This is a genomic window from Acetobacter fabarum (genome assembly GCF_022483405.1).
In the GTDB taxonomy this organism is placed as follows: Bacteria; Pseudomonadota; Alphaproteobacteria; order Acetobacterales; family Acetobacteraceae; genus Acetobacter; species Acetobacter fabarum.
The window spans coordinates 1702217-1722846 of sequence record NZ_JAKVNI010000001.1 but is presented as its reverse complement, the minus strand read 5'-3'; the positions used below and the strand labels follow the sequence as shown (position 1 = coordinate 1722846).

Sequence of the window (20630 nt, the reverse complement as noted above, 5' to 3'; positions counted from 1 at the left end):
GCAGCACATAAAAAAACGGGAGGGCGCATGCCTTCCCGTTTTTTGTTGAACAAGAGAGGAACACAACCATGTCCGAGCCTGAATGGCTTATCTGGGCCAGAGAGGTTCAGGCCATTGCCCAAACCGGACTGACCTTTGCCAAAGACCCGTTTGACCGCGAACGCTATGAAATGCTGCGCACGCTGGCTGCCAAGGTTATGGCCCGTGGCAGTGGTGCCCCCATCCAGCAGATAGAAAACCTGTTTACCCAGCAGACCGGCTACGCCACCCCCAAGCTGGAAGTGCGTACCGGGGTGTTTGACGCCCAGAACCGCCTGCTCATGGTGCGTGAAGTGCTGGACCAGAACCGCTGGACCGTGCCGGGCGGCTGGGCGGATGTAAACCTGAGTGCCTCGGAATCCGCCGCCAAGGAAGTATGGGAAGAAACCGGCTACACGGTGCGCATAACCCGCCTTGCCATGGTGCTGGACCGGGCAAAACAGGGGCATGAACCGCCAGAGGCTTTTTCCATCACCAAACTGTTTTTTCTGGGAGAACTTACCGGCGGAGCCCCAACCACCAGTATTGAAACCAGCGAAGTCCGGTTTTTTGCGCCCAACGAGATCCCGCACGACCTCTCAACCGGGCGTATCTCACGCCATCAGATCGACCGGCTGTTTGCGCACCACGCTGATCTGAGCCTGCCAACCGAGTTTGACTGATTAAAAGCGCATGCCCGGTAGATCAGGCTGACTGACCCACCGGGCATGGAGCCCCACATAACGCGTTAAGCGATCTGGGGCGTAATGTGCCGGAACTGCCGCTCAAAGCGCGCACGGTCTTCTGCCAGCAGGCGCACGGTAATATCCGCCTCTTCCTCCCGGTCGTTACGACCTATGACCTCGCCATGCTGGTACAGCCATGCCAGCGCGGCACCATCGGCCAGTGGCAGGGCATAACGCACCATTTCCATCCCCGATGTAATGCGCTGGTCAATACGGGCCAGAAGCCGGTCCAGCCCATCCCCCGTAATGGCGGAAATGGCAACGCTTTCATCCCCCTGCAGGGCTGCTGCGTGCTCGCCCAGCAGGTCCACCTTGTTCAGCACTTCAATCACACGGCTTGGCCAGTCCTGCTCAAGCATGTTGTCCTTGGCCATGCTTTGCAAAACACCCAGCACGTCTTTTTTCTGGGTCGCGCTATCGGGGTGAGCAATGTCACGCACATGCAGGATAATGTCGGCTTCGGCCACTTCTTCCAGCGTGGCGCGGAAGGCGGCAATCAGCTCCGTTGGCAGGTCGCTGATAAAACCCACCGTGTCCGATAGAATAACCTGCCGCCCCGATGGCAGCTCTATGGCGCGCATGGTCGGGTCCAGCGTTGCAAACAACTGGTCCTGTGCGTAAACGGTGGCCCCGGTCAGGGCGTTGAACAGGGTGGATTTACCCGCATTGGTGTAACCCACAAGAGCCACAACGGGAAACGGCACACGCTTGCGGGCCTGCCTGTGCAACCCGCGTGTGCGGCGCACCTGCTCCAGATCTTTTTTAAGGCGCACAATGCGCTCGCCAATCATGCGGCGGTCAGCTTCGATCTGGGTTTCACCCGGACCACCCAGAAAGCCAAAGCCACCGCGCTGGCGCTCTAGGTGGGTCCACAACCGCACAAGGCGCGAACGCTGGTATTCCAGATGCGCCAGTTCGACCTGCAATGTCCCTTCCCGCGTGGCGGCACGGGCACCAAAAATATCCAGAATAAGGCCGGTTCGGTCGATGACCTTGCAGCCGAACTCGGTTTCCAGGTTACGCTGCTGGGCGGGGGTCAGTTTGGTATCCACCACCAGCACGTCAATATTGTCGGCCTTGACCGCTATTCTAAGGGAATCGATCTGCCCCTTGCCCAGCAATGTGGCCGAGCGGCGCATACGCAGCAAAAGAACGGCTTTACGGACAATAACCAGACCAATGGAGGCCGTGAGGCCAACGGCTTCTTCCAGCCGGGCCTCTGCGGCCCTTACGTCCTGCCCGTGGGCTGAGCGCTCCCACGGCAGAATAACGGCAGCACGCGTTGCAACCGTTTGTTTTTTCTCAGTAAAACTCGTCGCCAAGAGATGGTTCCTTGTCCGCCTTTGCGCCCGCTCCGGTGGAGTCTGCAATATCTACGGGAATGCTGGGCATAACAGTGCTGATGGCATGTTTGTAAATAAGCTGGGTCTGCTCATCACGCCGGAGAAGCACTACCTGATCATCAAACCACGTAATAAAACCCTGAAGTTTGACACCATTGACCAAAAATACGGTCACGGCCGCCCGGGAACGGCGAATCTGGCCTAAAAATGCGTCCTGCACATTGTGTGCACTCTCTTTTTCCACTGTGTGCGACCCTATTCCATTTTCTTTTTTTCTTGGGAGCCAGATCCAACGCCTGCCCTGACTCGTAACAACTCACTGCTCAGCCAGTGTTCCGTTCGTCCGATGTTACACCAAGCTGCTTGAGTTTACGATGCAAAGCGCTCCGCTCCATGCCCACAAACAGCGCTGTGCGGCTTATGTTCCCTCCAAATCGTAATAATTGTGCCTGAAGGTACTGGGTTTCAAACAGGTCCCGCGCCTCGCGCAGCGGCAGGCTCATGACATCGGTCGAAGCATCAAACTTTAACAGCCCCGGCGCGTTCTCCCCAATTGTGGAAGGCAGCATGTCTGCACGGATCAGGTCCTGGCTGCTGCCGGGCTGCATGATCAGCACCCGTTCCATCAGGTTCCGCAGCTCACGCACATTGCCCGGCCAGTCATACGCCTGCAGAACAGCCACGGCATCAGGCGACAGATCGCGCGAGGGGAGGCCTGCCATTTCCGCCGCACGGTGGAGGAACAGCGTTGCCAGACCGGGAATATCGTCCCGCCGTTCTTTAAGGGCTGGCATCCGCAGGGGCACAACCGCCAGACGGTAATACAGGTCCTCGCGGAAGCGCCCACCTACAATTTCGGCCTGAAGGTCGCGGTTGGTGGTGGCCAGTACGCGCACATCCACCTTAACACGGGAGCCACCACCCAGCCGCTCAAAGGTCTGGTCCTGCAGGGCACGGACAATCTTGCCCTGCGTTTCCAGCGGCATGTCCGCCACCTCATCCAGCAACAGGGTGCCACCATGGGCGCGTTCGAGCACGCCCGTCCGGCGGCCAACACCATCCACCCCGCCTTCCAGCCCGAACAGCTCCTCCTCAAACCGGCCCGGAGCCAGCGTGGCGCAGTTGAGTGCCACAAAAGGCCCATCCGTCCGGCGGGAGCGGGCATGGATCATACGGGCAGCCACCTCCTTGCCTGAGCCCGGACCGCCGCTTATCAGCACGCGTGAGCCGGTGGGAGCCACCTTTTCTATCTGGTTACGGATAGCCACGATCTGGGCGCTGTTACCGTACAGGTCTGCATCCTGCCCGGCACGCAGGCGCAGCTCCTCGTTTTCACGCGCAAGGCGCGATGCTTCAAGGGCACGGCGGACAATAACCAGCAGCCTGTCGGCCTGAAACGGTTTTTCAATAAAATCGTAGGCACCGTGCTGCAAAGCCGCCACGGCGGTTTCGATCGTGCCATGGCCTGAAATCATGACCACGGGCACGGAGGCTTCCTCCGCCTTCATGGCCTGCAGAATTTCCAGCCCGTCCATATCCGAGCCCTGCAACCACACGTCCAGAATGACCAGAGACGGCCTGCGTGCCCTAAAAGCCGCCAGAGCTGCCTCGGAACTGGAGGCAACACGGGCCTCGTACCCTTCATCACACAGAATGCCTTCAATCAGCATCCGAATGTCGGGTTCGTCATCAACGATCAGGATTTCATGCGCCATGGTCGTCTTTCACCGGCAAAACCAGAGTAGCCACAGTTCCCTTCTCTCCTGCTCTGTCTTCCAGACGGACCGTTCCACCATGATCTTCCATGATTTTTTTCACAATAGCCAATCCCAGCCCTGTTCCTTTGGCTTTGTGCGTTACGTAAGGCTCGGTCAGGCGGTTCCTGTCATCCTTGGGAAGCCCCACCCCATTGTCGGCCACGACAATAGCAATGTTTTCCCCCTCCTGCGCAATACGCACCCATACCTCCCCCTTGGGAGCCACCTCCTGCCCGGATGCGTCTGCCTGCCGGGGGACCATGGCAATGGCGTCGGCCGCATTTTGCAGCAGATTGATCAAAGCCTGGCTGATAAGCCGCCGGTCGCACCGAACCAGTGGTCCGTGCTGTGGCAGATCAAGGTGGTACGAAATCTCATGATGAGCGTTACGTTGCAGGATGAGCACCTCCTGCGCAATACGGGAAAGGTTCTCATCCTTCATAATTGGTTGTGGCATGCGGGCAAAAGCCGAAAATTCGTCCACCATGCGCCCGATGTCCCCCACCTGACGCACAATTGTATCCGCGCATTGGGCAAACGTGTCGGGGTCGGAGGTGATTTCCTTCAAAAAACGGCGTTTGAGCCGCTCGGCCGCAAGCTGGATGGGAGTAAGCGGATTCTTGATCTCATGCGCGATGCGGCGGGCCACATCCGCCCATGCTGCCTTGCGCTGGGCCTGTTGCAGGGCTGTAATGTCATCAAATGTCATGACATACCCTTCGGTTACGGTGCCGCGCAGCTCCGCCCCCACGCGCACAAGCAGGGTACGCTGGCTGGTGGCATGGCCAATCTGGATTTCACGCGTGAATACGGTCTCGGGCGAGAGGGTGATCTCTTCAAGCAGCCCGGCAAACTCCGGCACGCGTGTTGCCAGCGGCTCACCCGTGGCATCTGCCAGATTGGTCTGGAGCAGCACACTGGCCGCACGGTTTGGCAGCTCAATCCGCTGTTCCACGTCCAGCCCGATCACCCCTGCGGACACGCCTGACAGAACAGCCTCGGTAAAGCGCCTGCGCTCATTGATCTGCCCATACGCCAGCATCAGCTCCGAACGCTGGCTGTCCAGTTCCTCCGTCATGCGGTTAAAGGCGCGGGACAGGCTTGCCACTTCATCATCCCGGTCGGTTTCAGGCACGTGAACGCGCAGATCACCCTCACTCACCCTGCGGGCGGCCATGCTCAACAGGCCCAGCGGCCGGGCAATCTGGTTGGCCAGTGCAAAGCCGATCAGGGCGGCAACAGCCAGCACCAGCAGTGCCACCAACACAAAGATCATGACAAAGGTGAGCTGGATCTTGGCCTTGTTGCTGTTGAGGTGCTTGTAGTCCGCCACCACGTTTTCCGTCCGGTGCATGTGCTCCAGAATGGACGGGTCAACCAGCCGGGTAATCACCAGCATGAGCGTAGGCGTTTGCGACAGTTCCACAACAGCCCGCACCGTGCGCTCGTCCGGGGAGTCCAGAATGGCTACATCATTGGAGCGCGCCATGAGGGTGGCCGCAGGCGGAGGCAGGTCCTGCAGGTAGCCTGTCCGGCTCATCAGCCCGCCAGCCGCCACAACTCGGTTGGTAATGGGGTCGTATACCAAGGCCTCGGTCAGCCCGCGGATGGTCGCCTGACTGTCGAGCATCTGGGACAGGGCATCATGGTCCTGCAACAGCTCCATGCCGCTGGCGGCCAGTTCGTTCTGCGCACTCATGATGTAATTGGACATCGAGAACGCATCTGTGCGGATATTGGCGTTATGCTCCTGCAAATATCCGCGTGATGCCTGCAAGGCCTCGTTCAGTGCCGTGTTGACCCTATCAGAAAACCAGATCTGTATTCCGTAATGGAAAAACAGGGTGGCAAACACACCCACCACCACCGTAGGGGCAACCGCCACAATGCCAAACAGGGTAACAAGGCGCACATGCAGGCGCGTGCCCGCCAGCCCCTTGCGATACTCCACCAGAATAGGCCAGCCACGCACCCCCATGGCAAGCAGCAGCAGCAACAGCACCAGCCCGTTAACAACCAGCACCAGCGGCTCGACCACGGCGTAATGCCCAAAAGACATACCGCCCGAAAGCACCACAAATGTTGCAAACACAAGGCACAGCGCCAGAGCCACAAGCGTTACGGCAACGCTCCTGCGCTCAAGCGCACGCAGCAGCCATTGCAGGCCTGCGCGTGAAAACAGGTGGGAAAAGGAGAACCGTGGCGCGTTTGTCATACCCGTGGCTAGACTACGCCACGCACGACGGGAATCTCAAGGTCGCGTATTTTCTTACGCAAGGTGTTTCTGTTCAACCCCAACATGGCGGCGGCCTTGATCTGGTTGCCCCGTGTTTCCGTCAACGTCATCTGGATCAGAGGACGTTCCACCTCAGCAATAATACGGGCGTGCAGATCATGCAACGGCATACCCTCCCGCCCGGCTTCCAGATAACGGGCAATATGGCGCGAGACTGAATCGACCAGTGGTTCGGCCACCTGCCGGCAATCTGGCACAAAATCATTCTCCAGCGGGTCCGCCAGTTCCGCGTCCACCAGCTCGGCCGTAATGGTTTCCTGCGAATACAGGGCCACAATGCGGCGGATCAGGTTTTCCAGCTCCCGCACATTGCCCGGCCAGCGCCATGCCTGCAGGCGGGTCATGGCTTCCTCATCCAGCGTCCGGTAGCCTCCCCCTGCCTCCCGGCACTGGGCCAGAAAGTGGCGGGCAAGGAGGGGGATGTCCTCCCGTCGTTCACGCAGGGGGGGCAGGCGCAGGGGCACCACGTTCAGCCGGTAATACAGGTCCTCACGGAAGGTACCGGCCTGTATGGCCTGCCGTAAGTCCCTGTGGGTTGCGGCCACAATCCGCACATCGGCATGCAGGGGGGTGGAGCCCCCTACGGTTGTAAACTCCCCTTCCTGCAACACGCGCAACAGGCGGGTCTGGGCCTCCTGTGGCATATCCCCGATCTCATCAAGGAACAGCGTGCCACCCGATGCCTGCTCAAACCGGCCGGGCATGCGGCCCAGATTGCCGCCGCGCTCGTAGCCGAACAGTTCACTCTCGATCTGCTCACGCGGGATGGCGGCCATGTTGACGGCAATAAACGGACCACTGCGGCGGCGGCCATATTCGTGCAGGGCACGGGCCACCAGCTCCTTGCCGGTGCCGCTCTCCCCCGTGATCATCACGGTCAGGTCCGAGGTCGTCAGTCTGGCAATGCTGCGGTAGATGCCCTGCATGACCACGGATTGCCCGATCAGCGGCAACCGTTCCTCCGGTGTCTGGGGGGATGCGGGTTTTTCCGCCTCCTGTACCGGGGTGGTCAGCGCACGCGCCACCACTGCGAGCAGTTCCTTCAGGTCAAACGGCTTGGCCAGATATTCAAACGCACCGCGCTGCGTGGCCTTTACGGCGGTTGTCAGCGTGGACTGGGCGCTCATAACAATAACCCGCAGGTCCGGCCGGATCTGGCGGATGCGCGTTACCAGTTCCAGTCCGTTGCCATCGGGCATGGCCACATCGGTAATAACCAGATCGCCCTCCCCTTCCTGCACCCACTGCCACAGAGTGGACGCATAGGGCGTGACCTGAACCTGATAACCCGCGCGACCAAGTGCCTGCCCCAGCACGGTACGGATGGACCGGTCATCATCAGCAACTAGAATGGTGGGCAGTGGTGTCATGCGTTTGGAACCAAAGGAATAACAACAGGGAGAGGCTTATCAGGCGCGGGCAACCCCAAGGTCAAGACAGTCCGGCCCTTTCTTCCGCCAGCGGAAGGAAAAGACTGATCTCCGTTCTGCCCGGTCGGCTTTCAACTTCCATCACTCCGCCGTGGTCATCCATCACCTTGCCCACCAGCGCCAGCCCCAGCCCGCTACCGTTGACCTTGGTAGAAACAAAGGGTTCAAACAGATGCGGCCTGACTGTTTCCGAAATACCGGGCCCTGTGTCCCTTATGGTCACCACCAGCGGCAGGTGCCGCCATTGGGTGGTGCCCGGAGCGGTCACGCGAATACCCGGTCGGTAACTGGTCATCAGGGTAATATCCCCCTTTTTGCCGGTCTCATGCAGCGCTTCCGCCGCGTTCTTGACCAGATTGAGCAGCACCTGCACCAGTCTGTCCCGGTCCCCCCATACGTGGGGGAGCGAGGGGTCATACTGCTCTATAATCCGCAGGTCCTTGGCAAAACCGTTGCTGGCCAGCAGCTTTACGTGCTCGAGCAGGCGGTGGATGTTCAGGGCGCGGTAGTCCATCTGCGCCTCGCCAAACATGCCCATGCGCTCGACCAGCGCATCTATGCGGTCGACTTCATCACAGATCAGGGTAGCCAGATCACGGTCTGCATCCCCCACGGCCTGCTCCAGCAATTGGGCCGCCCCCTTGATGCCTGAAAGCGGGTTGCGCACCTCATGCGCCAGCATGGCCGCCATGCCCGACACACTCCGCGCCGCCGAGCGATAGACCTGCTGCTGGTCCAGCACCCGTGCAGTCGATGGCTGGTGGAATGTGAGCAGCAGGTGCCCCGGATGGTCCAGCACCTCCGCCCCTTGCACGCTCACCCCCTCGTGGTGGAAGCGAGGGGAACTGAACAGGAGGTCATGCTCGGTCACACTCCCCCCGCGCTGGCGCAGATGGGCAAGCAGCAGATAAATCGGGTGATCAGGTGGTGCAATTTCAGCCATGCCGCCAGCCTTGATCTGCTGGCGGGACATACCAAAAAACTCCTCTGCCGCCATATTGAGCGCCAGAACAGCATTCCCTGCCCCGACCTCAAGCAACGGAACAGGCAGGCTGTCCAGTAGAAGCGCCGCGTCAGGCTCTGCCCTGTCTGGCGCTTGTGTGCTCACGCCGCGTGAGCCTGTTCGTGCTGGCGTGCGGCTTCCTGGCGGGAGGCACGCGGCTCCCGCTGTGCACCGGCGGCAATCTGCTGGTCATAAAACTCGGCAATCCGGGCTATGGCCTCATCGGGCGTTTCCACCTTGTTGAAGACGGCACGGAATGCAGCCGAAGCAGGCAGCCCGGCCGAATACCAGGACACATGCTTGCGCGCCAGCCGCAGGCCGGGGCGTGGGCCAAAATGCTCCAGCATCATGTTATAATGCTCCAGCACAATGGCTTTTTCCTGTTCCAGCGCGGGGTCGGGCATCTCCTCCCCCGTACGCAGGGCATGGGCAACCTGCGCCAGAAACCACGGTCGCCCGTAGCAGCCACGCCCGATCATCACCCCATCAGCGCCGGACTGGGCCAGTGCGTTGCGGGCATCAGCTGTGGTCAGGATATCCCCGTTTACAATAACGGGCAGGTCCACCGCGTTTTTAACATTGCGCACAAACGCCCAGTCCGCCGTGCCGTTATAAAATTGCTGGCGGGTGCGCCCGTGCACCGTAATCATGCGAATACCCGCGTCCTGCGCAATACGGGCCAGCACGGGGGCATTAAGGTGCTCATGGTCCCAGCCCATGCGCATTTTGAGCGTGACAGGCACAGACACGGCCTTGACCACCGTTTGCAGCATCCGCTGTGCTGCGGCTTCATCCCGCATCAGGGCGGAGCCTGCCATCTGCCCCACGGCAACCTTTTTAACCGGGCAGCCAAAATTAATGTCGATCAGGTCCGCCCCACGGTCCACGGCAATACGGGCGGCTTCGGCCATGGCCTGCGGGTCACACCCGGCCAGCTGCACGGCATTGGGGCCACCAGCATCGGCCACTTCGGCCATGCGCAGGGTGGTATCGTTCTCACGCACCATTGCCCATGAGGCAATCATTTCGGAAACAACAAGGCCAGCCCCAAGCCTGCGGACCAACCGCCGGAATGGCAGGTCGGTCACGCCGGACATGGGCGCCAGAATTACTGGCGTATCAAGAACAACACCGCCCAGATCAATCGGACGCAGCAGAGGTTGCGTTTGCACAGTCATTTCCATTTGCCTACGAATTAGGCAGAAATACCGGTCCACGCGCCCCTGTGCAATGTTTTTTCGCCGTCAGCTACGCGGTGCGGTTTTACGGCACCAGAACGCTGACGGTAGCAGCACAGGCAATGCCTTCTTCCCGCCCGGTAAAGCCCAGCCGTTCAGACGTTGTGGCCTTGACCGAAATACGGTCCACATCCACTTCCAGCAGCGCGGCAAGGCGCTCCCGCATGGCCTGCGCATGGGGGCCAATTTTGGGGCGTTCGCAAATCAGGGTCAGGTCGGCATTGACCAGCATGCCCCCCCGCTCGCGAATACGCTGCCCAGCATGGATGAGGAAGCGCGCGCTATCCGCATCCTTCCATTCATTCTGGCTGGGGGGGAAATGCCTGCCGATGTCACCTTCGGCCAGTGCGCCATAAATGGCGTCACACAGCGCATGGATACCCACATCGGCATCGGAATGACCGGCCAGACCATGCGTGTGGGGAATGGTAATCCCGCACATGATCAGCGGACGCCCTTCCTCAAAGGCATGCACATCGTACCCAAGGCCCACACGCGGCAGCAATGTGGGGCCAATCAGCCTTTCAAGACGCACCAGATCAGCCTCGTATGTCAGTTTGATATTATCTTCATCACCCGGCACAAGCGCCACGCTAAAGCCGGACTCCTCAAGCAGTTTGGCGTCATCCGTGGCATTGAGCGAGGCGGCTGCGCGGTGCAGGTCCAAAAACAGGCCAAAGCGGAAGCCCTGAGGCGTTTGCGCACGGAACAGATGCTCGCGCGAGACGGTGCCATCAATCACGCCGTCTTTTTCACGCTTGAGGGTATCAGCCACGGGCACGGCGGGAATAGCACCGGGGTGTTCCGCCAGAGCCGCCACAACATTGGCCACCAGTTGCCCGGTAACATAAGGGCGGGCACCATCATGCACCAGAACCAGATCGGGCTTTTGCTCCGGTGGCAGGGCGTCCAGCGCCTCCAGCCCGGCGCGCACGCTGGCCTGCCGGGTTTGACCACCCTGCACGGGCGGCAGAACAGCCAGCCCCTGCAATGCGTCATTCAGAGAGGAAGGGTCCCCCACCGGCTGAATAGAGGAGACATGCGGCAGAAGAGCCTCTGCGGCGTGTCGGATAACGGGCTGGCCAGCAAGCAGCACATACTGCTTGGGCGTGGCACACCCCGTGGTGGCGGCATAGCGGCTGCCTGTACCGGCAGCCAGTAGAATGGCAGCTACTCGCATGTCCGAAGCAATGAGGCCACACCCCTGCCCCGTCAAGCCTGAAAATGGGAAAGAGAGGCATCCCTTTTAACACGGTTCCTACCGCGCAACGGGCAGCACCCTGCACACTGGCGCACACCGCCAGCAACCCTGCACAAAATGCAGGTTTACGGCAGCCCCCACACGCGGGGTTGCCGCCCTAATGGCCGCAAGGGCAGGTGCCAGACCCGAAGTTGCGCAAACCTACCCCACCGCCAGACCGGCCTACCCCTTAAAGGGCTGCATCCCCCGTCTCACGCGTGCGGATGCGGATGACACGGGTAAGATCGCTGACAAAAATCTTGCCATCCCCGATCTTGCCCGTATGCGCTGCATCCAGAATCGCTTCCAACACCTGGTCAAGCAGGGCATCGCTTACAGCGACTTCCACCTTGATCTTGGGCAGGAAGCTGATCCGGTATTCAGCTCCACGGTAAATTTCCGTCTGCCCTTTCTGGCGACCAAACCCCTTGACTTCCGAGACAGTAATCCCCTGAACACCCAGCGGCGCAAGCGCTTCGCGGACATCATCGAGTTTAAAGGGCTTTATAATGGCGGTAATCAGCTTCATACTGCCTGCAACTCCCTGCTGCAAAACATTTCCATGACGTTACGATGTTGGCACAGTTAAACACCAATTGCCAAGAGCTTTGATGCACCTCAAGGCAAGACGGCTGGTTTTGTCGCAAAGGAGGGCGCATATAGGGGGCATGCTCCGCAACAGCCTGTGCGGCTTTCCGGGCGTGCCGCCTGCCAGATGTGTGAATGTTAAGGAAAAAACCGCATGAGCCCAATCTCCCCCGATGCCACGGCAGAACACGCCAGCACACACCACCCGCATGTGGCGGACGTGGATGTGTGCATTATCGGCGCGGGGCCAGTTGGTGCCGCTCTGGCGTGCCGTCTGGCACGTGGCGGCATGCGGGTGGCCGTAGTGGACAAGGCGGCCCTGCCCCCCATGGAACACCCGGATCTGGACGGGCGCGCCTACGCCATTGCCGCAGGCCCCAAGGAGTTTTTGGAAAGTGCCGGAGTGTGGGACCTGCTCCCCGCCACCTCCTGCCCGATTGAGGAAATTCTGGTCACCGATGGCAGGCCGGGTGAGCCCGCATCCTCCCTTTTTCTCGAGTTCACACGAGCCGATGCCTCGCAGCCTTTTGGCTGGATGGTGGAAGCCCGCGCCCTGCGCGTGGCGCTGAACAAATGCCTGAGCACCACACCGGGCGTGACCGTTCTAGCCCCCGCGGAAGCAAAAATTACCCGCACGGCGCAAAATGCACATGTGCAGCTACAGGATGGCCGCAGCTTTAACGCCCGCCTGATTGTAGCCGCCGATGGCCGCCGCAGCCGCCTGCGCTCCGAAGCCGGCATTCCCCTGACCCGCCTACCCTATGGGCAGACCGCCATTGTGTGCGCCATTGCCCACGAGTTCCCGCACGACAATAGCGCGCTGGAGCACTTCCTGCCTGCTGGCCCGTTTGCGCAGCTCCCCATGACAGGCACGGACGAACACCCCTACATGTCCGCCATTGTGTGGAGCGACAAGGACGGCATAGCCGAACGCTTTGCCGCCCTGCCCGATGATGCCTTTGCCAAGCAGGTGGAACGCCGCATGGGCAATACCCGCCTTGGCCGCGTAACGCCCGTGGGCCGCCGCTGGACTTACCCGCTCTCCGCCCAGTATGCCGCGCGCTATACAGATACACGGCTCCTTCTGGTAGGTGATGCCGCACACGGGATCCACCCCATTGCAGGCCAGGGGCTTAACCTTGGCTACCGGGATGTCATTCACCTGAGCCCATTGCTGCTGGACATCCATGCACAGGGCAAGGACCCCGGCGCTCCTGCTGTGCTTGCGCGTTATCAGGCCTTGTGCCGCCCGGCCAATATGCTCATGCTGGCGGCAACAGATGCGCTGGACAGGCTGTTCAGTAACAACAACCCGGTCCTCCGTCTGGCGCGTGATCTGGGTATTGCGGGCGTGCATCGCTTTCCTGCCCTGCGGAAAGCTTTTGTAAAGCACGCCATGGGTTTGTAGTTGCGGAGTAGCCGGGATGCAGGACGGTAACGTTGCCTCAGTCAGTTCCAGTCATTTTGAAGAAAGCAGCATGCTGTGCGCGCCACAGCTGACCGTGCTGTGGCGACAGATGACGCAGGAAGCATGCAGCTGCCATGACCCACTGGTGCGCGGCCTGCTGGCAACCGGGGTGCGGAGCCATTCCAGCTTTGCATCTGCTCTGGCGGCCCTGATTGGCCGCAAACTGGGGGACCGTTCCGTTGCCGCCGATGCACTTTCCGAACTGGTAAAGGAAAGTTTTGACGCGGAGCCTGATCTGGTTTGCGCAGCTGCTGCCGACCTGCTGGCCATCCGGGAGCGGGACCCGGCCTGCCCGGATTTTGTAACTCCGTTCCTGTTCTTCAAAGGTTATCATGCAGTGCAGACCTACCGGGTGGCGCGCTGGCTCTGGCTGTCTGAACGGCGGCATCTGGCCCTGCATCTGCAAAGCCGTGCATCAGAACTGTTCGGGGTGGACATTCACCCTGCCGCACAGCTTGGCCGCCGCATTCTGTTTGACCACGGCACAGGCATTGTAGTGGGGGAGACGTCCATTATTGAAGACGATGTTTCCATTCTGCAAAATGTGACCCTTGGTGGCACGGGTAAACATTGCGGGGACCGCCACCCCAAGGTGCGCCGGGGCGTGCTGATTGGCGCAGGCGCCAAAGTCCTTGGTAATATTGAAATTGGTGAAGGTGCCAAAATTGGCGCTGGCTCCATTGTACTTGAGCCCGTACCCCCCTTTACCACCGTGGTCGGCAACCCTGCCCGCAAGGTCGGTGTGCGCCACAAGGGTATGCCCGCCCTGAACATGGACCAGACACTCCCCCCTATTGATTACATTATCTGACACCCCGAGCATGGGGGCACGCGCAACGCACCCTGCCCCCATATACCTTCCCCAACTCACGGCTGGCCCAACGCTTTACCCAGTCCCGCGGCACAATGCGGCACCAGACAACCCGGCGCAGAGCGGACACAAAAAAGGGCGGAGCCTGATCCTCCACCCTGACAGGATTTTACAGATAAAAAACTGGCGCGCCCTATTGGATTCGAACCAATGACCCACAGCTTAGAAGGCTGTTGCTCTATCCAACTGAGCTAAGGGCGCGAAAAGCCTCCCATCCCGCACAGGGAGTGGAGGCTAAAATTCAGTGCGTCCAGTTCTGGATCCGGTTGTAGCCGAAGTTATCGGCATAAACCTTGGGACGACGGTGCCGCTGGGCTGGCTGTTCAACCTCATAAGCAATCTGCTCATGCTGGGCGTAAGCCTCGGCGGCCTCGCGGCTGTCAAACAGAAGGCGGAGTTGTGAACGGGTATCCGCGCTGCCGGTCCACCCCATAAGGGCATCCTGCTTGCGTGGAGCGCCCTGACCGTATTCAAACACCCATTTGCGGGTGCCTGCCAGACCGGACTGACCTGCTGGCTTGGACTGCTGATAAATACGCGCTGGCATTATGTGCCTCCCGCTTTATTTATGGTCGGGGCGCCCGGACTCGAACCGGGGGCCTCGTGTACCCAAAACACGCGCGCTACCAGGCTGCGCCACGCCCCGAACAAGCGGGAAACTAGGCGTCTAATTATAAACTGGCAACCCTGTTGCGCTAAAAAAATTACTCCGCACACTCTTTTTTGTTGCTGACCAGTGGCGGCACGAACAGCGGAGCCGTATCCCACGGAAAAAGAACCCACGTATCCTGCGGAACTTCCGTAATAAACAGATCGGTCAAGGGTTTACCGGCAGGTTTGGCATACAGGCAGGCAAAATAGGCTTTGGGCAGACATTCACGCACAAAGCGCGCGGTCACGCCGGAATCGACCAGATCATCAATGATCAGGAACCCTTCTCCATCCCCTGCCGCTTCCGGGGCTTTGATAATCTGGGGCTGGCCCATTTCTTCTTCGTCATAGGTCACGACTGAAATGGTCTCGATCAACCGGCACCCCAGTTCCCGGGCGGCAATGGCTGCGGGAATTAACCCGCCACGGGTAACCGCCACAATACCTTTAAAGGGCATTCTGGGCATAAGGGCCGCCGCCAGCGCCCGTGCATCCCTATGCAGTTGCTCCCATGTTACCGTGGCATAATGCACAGCCATAAACACCATCCTTTAACAATCACGCCGCAGGCCGGGTTGCCCCCTGCCTTTATGCACCCTCTTTAGCAGGAAGATGCGCCAGTTCCTACAGAGTGTTGCGCACCCGCAATCACCCCTTTGTCATGCCCGGCAAAAACCGGAGCGGCATAGCAACTGGCTGTGACTATTGCTGGAGGCGGATTAGTCCTCGTCTTCCCCACCGGGGGTATCACCGATCCGTTCCAGATATTCGGGCTCCCCGTAATCGCCTATGTCTTCATCTACATCCATGCGCACGACCACGGCCCCGGCAACATGCAGGATACCGGCCCGGATTTTGTCCACGCGCCTGCGTGCATCTTCCACGTTCGGGCACACAATGGGTGCTCCCGCCCGCAATACCGCTCCCTGCCACACAAATGGCTGAAACACGATCCGCTCTGCTACCGCCATGTTAGCTTTCCATCTGCAATATGTTCTTTGTTTGTTCTATCATATATGCAGCCGCTGGCAAAGGCGATAATGCACGCAACCAATACGCATGCCGTTACCGCTGTACGGTGCATCCTGCCGCCATATGGGGGAGCGGCATGCCATATTGCTCCCCATACCGCGTGGCAAACACATCGCGCTCCAGCCGCTCACAATAATCCAGGTAGCGGATCAGTGCTTTTTCGGCCCGTGCCGTGCGGCCATAACTCCGTTTGTAATGCCGCCAGAGCATAAGCACATTCACGGACCATGCATCGTAACTATGCTGGGTTACGCGCTGGCGTATGCTGGGGGGCAAGGCATCAAACGCTTGCCAGTCGTTGCCGTCATACCTGCGCCAGACCTCGTGGCGCAGGGTGCGTTCGTTACTGGCGGCTGGCGCGCGGGTCATGGCTCCACAGGCTCCGTCTGCCACGCGGGGAACGGGTCTGGCAGGTTTGCAAACATGCTTCCGTCAAAAAGAGTTTGCCCGGCATCTGGCACAAGGCAGGCGTTCAATGCGGCGCGAATAGCGGCTTCATCCATATCGGCCGTGCCGATAAACACCAGCTCCTGCCTGCGGTCGCCATAAACCCGGTCCCATCTGGAAACCAGCATATCCTGCCATTCCGTATCTTCCGGCCAATGTTCAGGAGGAATGGCAACCCACCAGTGCCCGGTAGCCTGCGTTTGCACCAGTGCTCCAGCCTGCCCCAGCTCCCCCACCCACATGGGTCTGGTCGCCAGCCAGAAATACCCCTTACCACGCACAACACCCGGCCAGGCATGATCTATAAAAGCCTTGAATTTTTCGGGAATAAATGGGCGACGCGCCCTAAAAACAAAACTGCTGATACCGTATTCATCTGTTTCGGGCACATGGTCTGCAAACCCATAAAGCTCTTTGTACCATAATGGATTTTTATGAGCCTTCTCGTAATCAAAGCGGTGCGTATTCAAAACCCTGTCCAACGGCACCACGGAATTGTCTGTTTCCACAATATCGGCGTCTGGGTTCAGGCTCATAATAATCTGGCGCGCTGCTACGCGCTGTTCGGGCGTGGCGCTGGAAACCTTGTTGAGCACAACAACATCTGCAAATTCAATCTGCTCCACCAGCAGGGAAACCAGAGCGCGTTCATCATCCTCCCCCGCGATTTCCCCCCGATCCTTGAGAAAATCGGTTGAGCCGTAATCGTTGAGAAGATTAACCGCGTCCACAACGGTTACCATGGTATCCAGTCGGGCTATGTCCGCCAGACTGGCACCGGCTTCATCACGGAACTCAAACGTGGCGGCAATGGGCAGGGGTTCCGCAATACCGGTTGATTCCACCAAAAGGTAATCAAACCGACCATCTTCGGCCAGCCTGCGTACTTCCTGCAGCAGGTCATCACGCAAGGTGCAGCAGATGCAGCCGTTGCTCATTTCCACCAGTTTTTCATCCGTGCGGGAGAGGTTGCTCCCGTCGCGCACCAGATCGGCGTCTATGTTCACATCGCTCATGTCATTCACAATGACCGCGACCTTGCGGCCTGTGCGGTTATTCAGAATGTAATTGAGCAAGGTTGTTTTTCCGGCACCAAGAAAACCGGACAAAACGGTAACGGGCAGCCTGTCGGGCATGGGAGAACCTTATTGTTGCGGCATACTCCCTCCGGTATATACGTTACAGTATAACATAACAATTATGGCTTGAAATTAAAGCGCCAACCTGCAGGCAAAGCAGCCCCGGGGCAGACATGCACCCATGCCCTGCCCCGCCCATACCCGCCTTATGGCGCGCTGAGATGCGTATAAAGAATGGAACAGCCTATGCCGGTCAGCGCACATCCGCCCAGAATTTCTGCGTAACGGCCAATCCACACGCTGGCATGCCGGCCAATGATCACCCCCATTGTGGCCACAACGGTTGTAATGCCGCCGATAATCAGGCAGGCAGACAGAATATTCACCTGCATGACACCAAGGCTAACCCCCACAGCCGTTGCATCTATGCTGGTAGCCAGTGCGGTTGTGACCAGACCAAGCACCCCACGCCGCGGCGATGCCTGATCCACAACCTGATCTGGCTGGGTCTGCTCTTGCCCCCGCACGGCAAGACGGATCATGTTGCCCCCAATGGCCAGCAGCAGGCCAAAGGCAATCCAGTGGTCAACCGCTGCAATCCATGTGCTGAGTGCCAACCCCAGAACCCAGCCGATGACTGGTGTTATGGCTTCAAAAAAACCAAAAACCGCGCCTATGCGCACGGCATCGTTCAAACGGGCAGTCTGCTCGCTTGCCCCTTTGCCAACAGCCGCAGCAAAAGCATCCACCGACAGGCTGAGCCCCAGAACACCCAGCGTGAAAAAACCGGTCATGAAGATTCCACGGGCCGCAAGAAACACAAACAGCAGACAGAAATCCCCCGGCCACAACTGGGGCTTCCTCTGCCGTTGGTCTTGCCTGGCGTTTTTTGCAAAACGCTGCCTCCACCATGGCCAAAAGGCCAAGTGTGTTGATGAAGGCCCCTCAAAACTGAGGGTAACTACTCCCCAAGGACTGCGCGATGCCTACCAAGTGCCGGGCAAGATTGCAACCCTGTGTTTATCCGCTTTTCATCCACAGGCTTACCCACGCAAGCATCCTCAGAATCTGTGGATAACGTAGAGCCTACAGGCCGGTTGGGAGCCGGGCAGCCCCCGCCCCGTTCGGGTTTTACCAGGTGTAGCCTACGCTGGCCTGCGCATTACGCTGCTCTCCATACCAGCACCATTCAGAATACGGTGCTCCGGCATAGCAGCTGGAGACAAAGCGCTTGTTAAAGAGGTTGTGCACGCTGGCCTGCAGCGTCCAGCCCTTAAATGATGACCCAAGGTTAGACATATCGTAACTGATCGACCCATCAAACAGCGTATAGGACGGCACCGTAACCGCACCATAGGACGCCGTGCCACCGTAGGAGGAGGCCACATGGCGCACCCCGCCCCCAAAGCCAAACCCCTTAAGGCGACCGGACTGCATGGTGTAAAATGCAAACAGCGATGCATTGCCCCGGTTCGCGCCAATAAGTGGCCGCCCTGTTGAATCGTCTTTGACGCGCTGCGTGCTTACGGCGGCTGTCACATCCAGCCCCTTATAGGCTTCCACATGCGCTTCAAATTCAAAGCCATCCGAATGCACTTTGCCGCTCTGGGTGGAATAGTCACTGCTGGGGACAGAGACCAGAACACCTGTCTGCTCAATATGGAATGCCGCAGCAGAGAGCAGAACCGGCAGGCCGGGGATCTGGTATTTTAACCCGCCTTCAAGCTGTTTACCCATGCTGGGGTCAGCCTGATGCTTGTGAATCCCTCCATCATTGGAGACCAGACCGGCCTGTGGTTCAAAAGACGTGGCGTATGAAATGTAAGGCGAAAGCCCGAAGTCAAAATGATACAGGCCAGATGCGCGGAAGGTGATCTGCCCCGGGCTTTCTGTTGTGCGCTGGTTGCTGACCCGCTCATTCTGCTCGCTATGGTACCAGTCATTACGCAGGCTGCCGGTCAGATACAGGTTTTCAATCCGGATCTGGTCTTGTGCATATAGCCCGATCTGGTGCTGGTTGGTGACGTAATTACTGGCAACCGGCGGGTTTGTAAGCGGCTGCCCGTAAAGCGGGTGCAGCACGTTAATGCCCGGTGCATCGCCCCAGCCATCCACCTCGGTTGCGTGGCTTTGCTGGTAATCAAACCCGACCATGAGCTGATGATGCAGAATGGACGTGTTGAACCGCCCCTTGATCTGGCTATCGAATGCAAGATTTTGCATCCGCTCGTTGGCAAAGATCATCCCGCGGGAGAAGTCACCCAACTGTTCAAGGTCCATATGCCGGGTGTAGCCACTGTCCATATAAACGCCCTTGTTATAGACGCTTTTGTATTTTGTCTGGATGTCATCATACCGCCCGCGCGATGCAACACTCCAGTTTTTGTTGAACTCGTGGTTGAAGATATAGGTAATGGCCCCGTGGTTACGGTCGAACTCCTCGTAAGAACGTTCCCCATCATAAAAATTGCGGGGAATGTAGCCAAAAGCAGCTTTTTTCAAAGACCCCTGCAGCGGCACTGACCCATAAGCCCCACTTTTGGGGTCGTACTGGTAATTGCCCAGCAGCGTAAAGGTTGTTGGGCCATCCCCCCCAAATGTTACCGTCGGGCTTATGCTGTAGCGCCGGTTAACGGTCTGGCTGAGCTGGCTGTCCGAACCATTAACCGTGCCATACAGGCGGTAGCGCACAAAACCGTCTTTTGTGGCCCACCCGCCTATATCTCCATCCACACGGTACAGGTCAAAACTGCCGCCGGTTGCTGTCAGGCTGCCATAAAACTTGTCTGCCGTGGCCAGTTTGCTGGACAGGGCAACCAGCCCACCGGGGCTGGACTGCCCGTAAAGAGCGGAAGACGGACCTTTGAGCACCTCTATGCGGTCCAGCCGCGAGGTATCGGTCTGGGCCGTTGCATAGCCGGTGGGGCTGGCCTGCTCCTTAAGCCCGTCCAGAAAGGTGGGAACCGTAAAGCCACGCAGGGTAAACTGGTCATAGCGCGATGCGGTTGCGCCACGCTGGTCGGGCAGCACACCGGCAATGTAGCGTATGGCCTGGTTAAGGCTTAACACGCCACGGTTATCCATTTCACGCCGGCTGATCACCGTTATGGACTGCGCCGTATTAACCAGCGGCGTATTTGTTTTGGTGCCGGAGGACGCCATGGTGCTGGCTGTACGCGCACGGCCGACAACATCCACACTCTCGCTCTTTGCCCGGCCTACTGGAGCCGCCACGGTGCCCCCTTGCACAAGTGCTACAGAGGTTGGAGCCGTGCTTTTGAAGCTCAGCCCTGTGCCTGCCAGCATTTTGCCCAGCGCATCAGGCGCGCTCAATGTGCCGGACACCTCCCCCGAGACCAGATTGCGCACAAGGGATGTGGGCACAGAAACCTGCACACCCGACTGGCGTGAAAACTGGCGGAT

The 20630-nt window shown here is 59.1% G+C and carries 19 protein-coding genes, 2 tRNA genes and 1 riboswitch; of the genes, 3 read left to right on the top strand and 18 right to left on the bottom strand.

The annotated features are described in order from the left end of the window. Positions 1-68 precede the first annotated feature (68 nt). A complete protein-coding gene (locus LKE65_RS08055) occupies positions 69-701 on the top strand; it encodes an NUDIX hydrolase (RefSeq protein ID WP_278740930.1) in 633 nt (210 codons plus the stop codon). Between the two features lie 65 nt (positions 702-766). Here LKE65_RS08055 and hflX read toward each other — a convergent pair whose 3' ends face one another. From hflX to LKE65_RS08010, 9 genes are all read right to left on the bottom strand, one after another. After that, positions 767-2086 carry a GTPase HflX gene (gene hflX / locus LKE65_RS08050; protein ID WP_086645506.1) on the bottom strand — a complete coding sequence of 440 codons (1320 nt, stop codon included), beginning with the start codon at positions 2084-2086 and terminating at the stop codon, positions 767-769. Continuing rightward, positions 2067-2351: an RNA chaperone Hfq gene (gene hfq, locus LKE65_RS08045; protein WP_059024200.1), complete on the bottom strand. Its 285-nt coding sequence runs from the start codon at positions 2349-2351 to the stop codon at positions 2067-2069. The genes hflX and hfq overlap by 20 nt, the downstream gene beginning before the upstream one ends. Before the next feature lie 79 nt (positions 2352-2430). After that, on the bottom strand, positions 2431-3822 hold the full coding sequence (ntrX, locus tag LKE65_RS08040) for a nitrogen assimilation response regulator NtrX (RefSeq protein ID WP_086645507.1): 1392 nt from the start codon (positions 3820-3822) through the stop codon (positions 2431-2433). Beyond that, a complete protein-coding gene (locus LKE65_RS08035) occupies positions 3812-6079 on the bottom strand; it encodes a sensor histidine kinase NtrY-like (RefSeq protein WP_086645508.1) in 2268 nt (755 codons plus the stop codon). The genes ntrX and LKE65_RS08035 overlap by 11 nt, the downstream gene beginning before the upstream one ends. Positions 6080-6087: 8 nt before the next feature. Beyond that, the gene (gene ntrC / locus LKE65_RS08030) at positions 6088-7530 is read right to left on the bottom strand and encodes a nitrogen regulation protein NR(I) (protein ID WP_086645509.1); all 1443 of its coding nucleotides are present in this window, start codon (positions 7528-7530) and stop codon (positions 6088-6090) included. Between the two features lie 61 nt (positions 7531-7591). Further along, on the bottom strand, positions 7592-8698 hold the full coding sequence (locus tag LKE65_RS08025; protein ID WP_086645510.1) for a two-component system sensor histidine kinase NtrB: 1107 nt from the start codon (positions 8696-8698) through the stop codon (positions 7592-7594). Further along, positions 8695-9765, bottom strand: a complete 1071-nt coding sequence (dusB, locus tag LKE65_RS08020; protein WP_253528949.1) for a tRNA dihydrouridine synthase DusB — start codon at positions 9763-9765, stop codon at positions 8695-8697. The genes LKE65_RS08025 and dusB overlap by 4 nt, the downstream gene beginning before the upstream one ends. Before the next feature lie 91 nt (positions 9766-9856). Continuing rightward, entirely contained in the window at positions 9857-11011 is a 1155-nt protein-coding gene (gene ispF / locus LKE65_RS08015; protein ID WP_086645681.1) for a 2-C-methyl-D-erythritol 2,4-cyclodiphosphate synthase, read from the bottom strand. A gap of 250 nt (positions 11012-11261) precedes the next feature. Further along, on the bottom strand, positions 11262-11600 hold the full coding sequence (locus LKE65_RS08010; protein WP_025828032.1) for a P-II family nitrogen regulator: 339 nt from the start codon (positions 11598-11600) through the stop codon (positions 11262-11264). 213 nt (positions 11601-11813) lie between these two features. Here LKE65_RS08010 and LKE65_RS08005 point away from each other — a divergent pair, with 213 nt between their 5' ends. Both LKE65_RS08005 and cysE read left to right on the top strand, forming a co-directional pair. Beyond that, the gene (locus LKE65_RS08005) at positions 11814-13067 is read left to right on the top strand and encodes a UbiH/UbiF/VisC/COQ6 family ubiquinone biosynthesis hydroxylase (RefSeq protein WP_165925397.1); all 1254 of its coding nucleotides are present in this window, start codon (positions 11814-11816) and stop codon (positions 13065-13067) included. A gap of 70 nt (positions 13068-13137) precedes the next feature. Next, a complete protein-coding gene (gene cysE, locus LKE65_RS08000; protein WP_233129060.1) occupies positions 13138-13938 on the top strand; it encodes a serine O-acetyltransferase in 801 nt (266 codons plus the stop codon). A gap of 184 nt (positions 13939-14122) precedes the next feature. Here the strand turns inward: cysE and LKE65_RS07995 are convergent. The 9 genes from LKE65_RS07995 to LKE65_RS07955 form a co-directional block, all read right to left on the bottom strand. Continuing rightward, a tRNA-Arg gene (locus tag LKE65_RS07995) sits at positions 14123-14199 on the bottom strand. Between the two features lie 40 nt (positions 14200-14239). Then, positions 14240-14545: an ETC complex I subunit gene (locus LKE65_RS07990; protein ID WP_086645513.1), complete on the bottom strand. Its 306-nt coding sequence runs from the start codon at positions 14543-14545 to the stop codon at positions 14240-14242. A 22-nt stretch (positions 14546-14567) separates the two neighbouring features. Then, a tRNA-Pro gene (locus LKE65_RS07985) sits at positions 14568-14644 on the bottom strand. Between the two features lie 58 nt (positions 14645-14702). Beyond that, positions 14703-15188 carry a xanthine phosphoribosyltransferase gene (gene gpt, locus LKE65_RS07980; RefSeq protein ID WP_086645682.1) on the bottom strand — a complete coding sequence of 162 codons (486 nt, stop codon included), beginning with the start codon at positions 15186-15188 and terminating at the stop codon, positions 14703-14705. A gap of 180 nt (positions 15189-15368) precedes the next feature. Then, positions 15369-15620 (bottom strand): hypothetical protein, encoded by a 252-nt coding sequence (locus LKE65_RS07975; RefSeq protein WP_086645514.1) that lies wholly within the window; start codon positions 15618-15620, stop codon positions 15369-15371. Between the two features lie 94 nt (positions 15621-15714). Further along, positions 15715-16050: a DUF6525 family protein gene (locus LKE65_RS07970; protein ID WP_278740927.1), complete on the bottom strand. Its 336-nt coding sequence runs from the start codon at positions 16048-16050 to the stop codon at positions 15715-15717. After that, complete coding sequence (locus tag LKE65_RS07965) at positions 16047-17264, bottom strand: GTP-binding protein (RefSeq protein WP_278740926.1); 1218 nt, start codon at positions 17262-17264, stop codon at positions 16047-16049. The genes LKE65_RS07970 and LKE65_RS07965 overlap by 4 nt, the downstream gene beginning before the upstream one ends. Before the next feature lie 149 nt (positions 17265-17413). Next, the gene (locus LKE65_RS07960; protein WP_278740925.1) at positions 17414-18001 is read right to left on the bottom strand and encodes a manganese efflux pump MntP; all 588 of its coding nucleotides are present in this window, start codon (positions 17999-18001) and stop codon (positions 17414-17416) included. A gap of 87 nt (positions 18002-18088) precedes the next feature. Continuing rightward, a riboswitch (yybP-ykoY riboswitch) is annotated at positions 18089-18189 on the bottom strand. 149 nt (positions 18190-18338) lie between these two features. Then, positions 18339-20513, bottom strand: a complete 2175-nt coding sequence (locus tag LKE65_RS07955; RefSeq protein WP_408744094.1) for a TonB-dependent siderophore receptor — start codon at positions 20511-20513, stop codon at positions 18339-18341. Between the last annotated feature and the right edge of the window lie 117 nt (positions 20514-20630).

Coding starts and splice junctions, on each gene's coding strand:
- LKE65_RS08055 (WP_278740930.1), top strand. CDS start 69: ATGTCCGAGCCTGAATGGCTTATCTGGGCCAGAGAGGTTCAGGCCATT.
- ntrX (WP_086645507.1), bottom strand. CDS start 3,822: ATGGCGCATGAAATCCTGATCGTTGATGACGAACCCGACATTCGGATG.
- LKE65_RS08035 (WP_086645508.1), bottom strand. CDS start 6,079: ATGACAAACGCGCCACGGTTCTCCTTTTCCCACCTGTTTTCACGCGCA.
- ntrC (WP_086645509.1), bottom strand. CDS start 7,530: ATGACACCACTGCCCACCATTCTAGTTGCTGATGATGACCGGTCCATC.
- ispF (WP_086645681.1), bottom strand. CDS start 11,011: ATGCGAGTAGCTGCCATTCTACTGGCTGCCGGTACAGGCAGCCGCTAT.
- LKE65_RS08010 (WP_025828032.1), bottom strand. CDS start 11,600: ATGAAGCTGATTACCGCCATTATAAAGCCCTTTAAACTCGATGATGTC.
- LKE65_RS08005 (WP_165925397.1), top strand. CDS start 11,814: ATGAGCCCAATCTCCCCCGATGCCACGGCAGAACACGCCAGCACACAC.
- cysE (WP_233129060.1), top strand. CDS start 13,138: ATGCTGTGCGCGCCACAGCTGACCGTGCTGTGGCGACAGATGACGCAG.
- LKE65_RS07990 (WP_086645513.1), bottom strand. CDS start 14,545: ATGCCAGCGCGTATTTATCAGCAGTCCAAGCCAGCAGGTCAGTCCGGT.
- gpt (WP_086645682.1), bottom strand. CDS start 15,188: ATGGCTGTGCATTATGCCACGGTAACATGGGAGCAACTGCATAGGGAT.
- LKE65_RS07975 (WP_086645514.1), bottom strand. CDS start 15,620: ATGGCGGTAGCAGAGCGGATCGTGTTTCAGCCATTTGTGTGGCAGGGA.
- LKE65_RS07970 (WP_278740927.1), bottom strand. CDS start 16,050: ATGACCCGCGCGCCAGCCGCCAGTAACGAACGCACCCTGCGCCACGAG.
- LKE65_RS07965 (WP_278740926.1), bottom strand. CDS start 17,264: ATGCCCGACAGGCTGCCCGTTACCGTTTTGTCCGGTTTTCTTGGTGCC.
- LKE65_RS07960 (WP_278740925.1), bottom strand. CDS start 18,001: ATGACCGGTTTTTTCACGCTGGGTGTTCTGGGGCTCAGCCTGTCGGTG.
- LKE65_RS07955 (WP_408744094.1), bottom strand. CDS start 20,513: ATGCTGGCAGGCACAGGGCTGAGCTTCAAAAGCACGGCTCCAACCTCT.